This is a genomic window from Streptomyces solitudinis (assembly GCF_036323765.1).
GTDB lineage: Bacteria > Actinomycetota > Actinomycetes > Streptomycetales > Streptomycetaceae > Streptomyces.
Genome location: NZ_JAZDCW010000020.1, coordinates 1 through 5,508, shown reverse-complemented (window position 1 = coordinate 5,508; position 5,508 = coordinate 1). Strand labels below are relative to the sequence as shown.

Genomic DNA, 5,508 nt, shown 5'->3' with positions numbered 1-5,508 from the left:
GAACCCGCCGACGGTCGCCACCGAGGACCCCGCCGACCGCCGCGGGGACGCGCTGCTCGACCTCGTCCCCGCCGACGGCAACCGCCCGTACGACATGCGCAAGGTGATCGAGGAACTCGTCGACGACGGCGACTTCCTGGAGGTCCACGAGCGCTGGGCGGAGAACGTCATCTGCACGCTGGCCCGGCTGGACGGCCAGGTGGTGGGCATCGTCGCCAACCAGCCGCAGACGCTCGCCGGGGTGCTGGACATCCACTCCTCGGAGAAGGCCGCCCGCTTCGTGCAGATGTGCGACGCCTTCAACATCCCGATCGTCACCCTGCTGGACGTGCCCGGCTTCCTGCCGGGGGTGGACCAGGAGCACGGCGGGATCATCCGGCACGGGGCGAAGCTGCTGTACGCCTACTGCAACGCGACGGTGCCGCGGATCTCGGTCGTACTGCGCAAGGCGTACGGCGGCGCGTACATCGTCATGGACAGCCAGTCCATCGGCGCCGACCTGACCTACGCCTGGCCCACCAACGAGATCGCCGTCATGGGTGCCGAAGGGGCCGCCGGCGTGATCTTCCGGCGGCAGATCGCCGCGGCGGACGACCCCGAGGCCGCCCGGAGCCGCATGGTCAAGGAGTACAAGGCGGAGCTCATGCACCCCTACTACGCGGCCGAGCGCGGCCTGGTCGACGACGTGATCGACCCGGCGGAGACCCGCGAGGTGCTCATCCGCTCGCTGGCCATGCTCCGCACCAAGCACGCCGACCTGCCGTCCCGCAAGCACGGCAACCCCCCGCAGTGAAGCAGGAGAGGAAGACATCCGTGAGCACCACCGACGCCACGCGCCTGGTCCGGGTCGAGAAGGGGCGGGCCAGCGACGAGGAGCTGGCCGCCGTCACCGCGCTGCTGCTGGCCCGCGCGGCGGGCGGCCATCCGGCTCAGCGGCCCGCGGGACCGGCGCGGCCCGCTTCCCGCACGCCCGCGCGCTGGCGCAGGCTGGAGCGCACGCCCGGGTTCCGGGCGCCGCACAGCTGGCAGCTCTGACAGCCCGCCCCGGGCGGCGGGGCCCTCCTGCGGGCGGGCCGCCGTCCGGGTACGCGAAGGCGCCCCCGTGCCGTCCTGACGCGGGGGCGGCCCTCGTGCGCACCGGCACGGGGCGTGCCGTCAGTCCTGGGAGAGGTCCACCAGCGTCGTGCGGCGCGGGTTCGCCGTGGCCTGCGGCAGCTCCGCCGTGTGCTCGCGTTCGCGCGGCAGCAGCTCGGCGGTGTCCCGCAGGTGGGCGAGCGTGGTGCGCTGCGGGTTGGCGACGTTGCGGATGATCCAAGTCGTCTTCACTGGACTGGGCCTCTTGTGGTCGTGTGGAAGCGATGCAAATCACAAGAGTAAAACGATGTGACTGTCAGTTGGTCAGTACAGGCAATTCACACCTTGTGAGGTTCCTCACCCAGTCACCGACATACCGGGCATAACGCCCCGATGGTTGAACCTCTGAAAACCGGCATTGCCAGTCAAGTGCGGAGATTACGCCGCGCAGGGTCACGCTCGGGGCGGGTCACCCGGGTGTCCGTATCGCCCGGAAAGGTGCGAATTTCCGGGCGTCGCGCCTCACCTGTAGTGACCCCGGATTTGCACAGGGTTATAGATGTCGCGGCCTTACCCCCGGCCCTTGTTGGGAGATCGGGCACTGTGCTGGAATCTCACGGACCGCCGCAGATTTCGGCCGGCGCGCAGGGGGCGCACACCAGCGCCGCGCGGCGGGTCAGGACGGCACGCGCCGGTCAATCACGACCGTTGGGGTGGCCCTACGGCTTCCCCGACTCAATACCGTCTCGCCGTTCACCCGGGGAGACGCCTGGTCCAGAGGTTGCGACGCTAGTGCAGGGACGTTTCAAAAGGGATGGCAGCGCTGCGGGAGACCCGGAGCTGCGCGGGGCGACCGACCGCGGCTCCTCCCCCCAGCGCACGCAGGACAGCGGTTCGACGGCGCCCGTCCACGACGCCGACGGCACCGCTGCCCCGTCCGTGCAGCCGGACGCCGGTACACAGGCCGCCGGCCCGCGGGAACCGAGCGGGCCGGGAACGCGCCTCTCGCTGAGGAACTGGCGGATCAGCACCCGTCTGGTCTCCCTGATCGCCCTTCCGGTGGCCGCGGCGACGGTGCTGGGCGGCTTCCGGATCGTCGACGCGACCAGCGAGGTCGAGCAGCTGGAGAACATGCGGCTGCTCACCGAGATGACCGAGCAGGCCACCAGGCTGGCCGCCGCGCTCCAGGAGGAGCGGGACCGCTCCGCCGGGCCGCTGACCGCCCACGGCAACGCCAAGGACGACACCGTGGTCGGGCCGCGCGAGCGCACCGACCAGGCCAAGCAGGCGTTCAACGAGGCCACCGAGGAACTCACCGCCGACGGCGACCACCACCTCACCGGCGTCCAGGCGACGATCATCGACATCGGCCGCCAGCTCAACACCATCAAGAACATCCGCGAGCGGGCCTACGACGACCCCAAGGCCATCGCGGACACGGTCAGCGAGTACAACAGCCTCATCGAGTCCCTGCTGGCCCTCTCCCAGGACATGGCCCAGGCCACCAGCAACCCGGACATGATCCAGAGCACCCGCGCCCTGGCCGCGTTCTCCACGGCCAAGGAGTACGCGTCCATCCAGCGCGCGGTCATCAGCGCCGGGCTGGCGCCCGAGAGCGGCCCCGCCCTCTCCGAGAACGACCGGCGCTACGGCAAGACGGCCAACGAGAACGAGCGCGCCGCGCTGAACCGGTTCAACGTCATCTACGGCCCGGAGGAGGCCGCCGACCTGACGCAGCCGCTGGACGGCGGCATCGTCAACATCACGTCGGCGGACGAGTACGCCTCCCGCGTCTTCAAGAGCCCCGAGGGCATCAAGGCCGAGGACCGCTCGTACATGGACTGGTACGACCAGGACCGTACGAAGATCGACGCGATGGCCCGCATCGAGAAGACGCTGCTCGACCAGATGGAGCAGCAGGCCCGCGAGCTGCGCTCGGAGGCGCAGAACGCCGCCATCATCAACGGCGCCATCGTCCTGCTGGTCCTCGGTATCTCGCTGGCCGGCGCCTTCGTCGTCGCCCGCTCCATGGTCCGCTCCCTGCGGCGGCTCCAGGACACCGCGCAGGAGGTCGCCAGCAGGCGGCTGCCCGAGCTGGTCAAGCAGCTCTCCGAGTCCGACCCGCAGGACGTCGACACCACCGTCGAGTCCGTCGGTGTGCACAGCCGGGACGAGATCGGCCAGGTGGCCGCCGCGTTCGACGACGTGCACCGCGAGGCCGTCCGGCTCGCCGGTGACCAGGCCATGCTGCGGGGCAACGTGAACGCGATGTTCACCAACCTCTCCCGGCGCAGCCAGGGCCTCATCCAGCGGCAGCTCTCGCTCATCTCCGAACTGGAGTCCCGCGAGGCCGACCCGGACCAGCTCTCGTCCCTGTTCAAGCTGGACCACCTCGCCACCCGCATGCGGCGCAACGGTGAGAACCTGCTCGTCCTCGCGGGCGAGGAGCCCGGCCGCCGCTGGACGCGCCCGGTGCCGCTCGTGGACGTCCTGCGCGCCGCGGCCTCCGAGGTGGAGCAGTACGAGCGCATCGAGCTGAGCGCCGTCCCGGCCACCCAGGTGGCGGGCCGCGTCGTCAACGACCTCGTGCACCTGCTCGCCGAGCTGCTGGAGAACGCCACCTCGTTCTCCTCCCCGCAGACGAAGGTCAGGGTCACCGGCCACGCGCTGCCCGACGGCCGGGTGCTGGTCGAGATCCACGACACCGGCATCGGCCTCTCGCCCGAGGACCTGGCCGCGATCAACGACCGGCTGGCCAACCCGCCGACGGTGGACGTCTCCGTCTCCCGCCGCATGGGCCTGTTCGTGGTCGGCCGGCTGTCCCTGCGGCACGGCATCCGCATCCAGCTCCGCCCGTCCGACTCCGGCGGTACGACCGCGCTGGTCATGCTCCCCGTCGAGGTCAGCCAGGGCGCCAAGGCGTCCCGGCCCGGCCCGGGCGGCCCCGGCGGCGCACCGAGCACCACGGTGGGCCGGGAGCCGCAGAGCGGCGGTCCCGCACCGGGCGGAAGCCGGCTGGGGGCCATGCACACCCGCAACCAGGTCCCCGGGAGCCAGCGTCCCGCCCTGCCCGCCCACGGCGGCGGCGCCCCCGCGCCGTCCGGCGGCTTCGCGCCCCGGCCGCCGCAGGGCGGCCCGGTGCACGGCGGCACCCCCGCGCACGGCACACCGGCCAACGCTCCCCTCCCCGGACGCGGCGCCGACCGCGGCGGCCGGGGCGCAGGCGCTCCGGCGCCGCTGCCCCCGGCGCCGTCGTCCGCACCGCCGCCCTCCGTCCCGGGGCCGGAGCGCTCGCCCCAGCTGCCGGCCCGGCAGAGTGAGCCGGTGGCCGAAGTCCCGGCCCGCGGCCCCGGTTCCGGCCAGCCGCGTACCGAACCGGCCGGTCCGGAGGGGCAGCGGCCGAGCTGGGCGCGCGGCCAGGAGGAGGGCTTCCCCCGTCAGGGCGGTCCGGACCGGGACTTCCCCGGTCAGGGCGGTCCGCAGGAGGGCTTCCCCGGTCAGCGGCAGGACACCGGTTTCCCGGGTCAGCGGCAGGACGGCGGTTTCCCGGGTCAGCGGCAGGACACCGGTTTCCCCGGCCAGCGCGGTCACGAGCCGGAGGTGCCGCGCGGCCACGACGACCCGGAGTCCACGGGCTCCTACCCGGTGCCCGGCGCCCCGGGGCGCCAGGACGACACCTCCGAGCTGGACCTGCCCGTCGCGCCCGCGGCGTCGGCCGGCACCCGCACGCCGATCTTCGAGGAGATGGAGACGAGTTGGTTCACCAGCGGCCCGCGCGGCCGTACGGACCAGCCCGGACCCACCTCCCCGGGTGGCGGGCCCGGCCAGGGCGCCGAGGCCAGGACGCGCACCGCGGCGCCGGAGCGTCCGGCCCCGGGCCGTCCGGAAGCACGCGGCGCGGGGTCCGGCGCCGCCTCGTGGCAGCAGTCGCCCAACGACGAGCGCTGGCGGCGCGCGGAGCAGCTCCGCGCGCCCAGTGCCGGAGGAATCACCACATCCGGTCTGCCCCGTCGCGTCCCGCGTGCCAACCTGGTCGCGGGCACCGCAGAGCAGCAGGAGGAGAACACGCGGTCCGGTCCGCAGGTCTCGCGCGCGCCCGACGCCGTGCGTGGCCGGCTGACCAACCTCCGCCGGGGCATCCAGCAGGGCCGCGAGGCCGGCGGAGCCTCCGGCAGCACCAACCGGGGCCCCGGCCCCACGTACCGGCAGGAGCGTTAGTTGAGTCCGATGAGCCAGGCGGCGCAGAATCTGAACTGGTTGATCACCAACTTCGTGGACAACACCCCCGGGGTGTCGCACACGGTGGTGGTCTCCGCCGACGGTCTTCTGCTGGCGATGTCCGAGGGGTTCCCGCGTGATCGTGCCGATCAGCTGGCGGCGGTGGCTTCGGGGCTGACGTCGCTGACGCAGGGTGCTTCGCGGATCTTCGAGGGT

At 72.8% G+C, this 5,508-nt stretch carries 5 protein-coding genes; 4 read left to right on the top strand and 1 reads right to left on the bottom strand.

The window, feature by feature from the left end; genetic code table 11:
* Both V1J52_RS25915 and V1J52_RS25910 read left to right on the top strand, forming a co-directional pair.
* The coding region (locus tag V1J52_RS25915) for an acyl-CoA carboxylase subunit beta (protein ID WP_330142409.1) at positions 1–793 on the top strand (793 nt) is incomplete at its 5' end.
* Positions 794–813: 20 nt separating this feature from the next.
* Positions 814–1,035, top strand: a complete 222-nt coding sequence (locus tag V1J52_RS25910) for an acyl-CoA carboxylase epsilon subunit (RefSeq protein ID WP_330142408.1) — start codon at positions 814–816, stop codon at positions 1,033–1,035.
* A gap of 120 nt (positions 1,036–1,155) precedes the next feature.
* Here the strand turns inward: V1J52_RS25910 and V1J52_RS25905 are convergent, their stop codons facing one another.
* The gene (locus tag V1J52_RS25905) at positions 1,156–1,326 is read right to left on the bottom strand and encodes a hypothetical protein (RefSeq protein WP_330142407.1); all 171 of its coding nucleotides are present in this window, start codon (positions 1,324–1,326) and stop codon (positions 1,156–1,158) included.
* A gap of 540 nt (positions 1,327–1,866) precedes the next feature.
* Here V1J52_RS25905 and V1J52_RS25900 point away from each other — a divergent pair.
* Together V1J52_RS25900 and V1J52_RS25895 are read left to right on the top strand one after the other, a co-directional pair.
* A complete protein-coding gene (locus V1J52_RS25900) occupies positions 1,867–5,292 on the top strand; it encodes a sensor histidine kinase (protein WP_330142406.1) in 3,426 nt (1,141 codons plus the stop codon).
* A 9-nt stretch (positions 5,293–5,301) separates the two neighbouring features.
* Positions 5,302–5,508: roadblock/LC7 domain-containing protein (locus tag V1J52_RS25895; RefSeq protein ID WP_330142410.1), on the top strand; the 207-nt coding region annotated here is incomplete at its 3' end.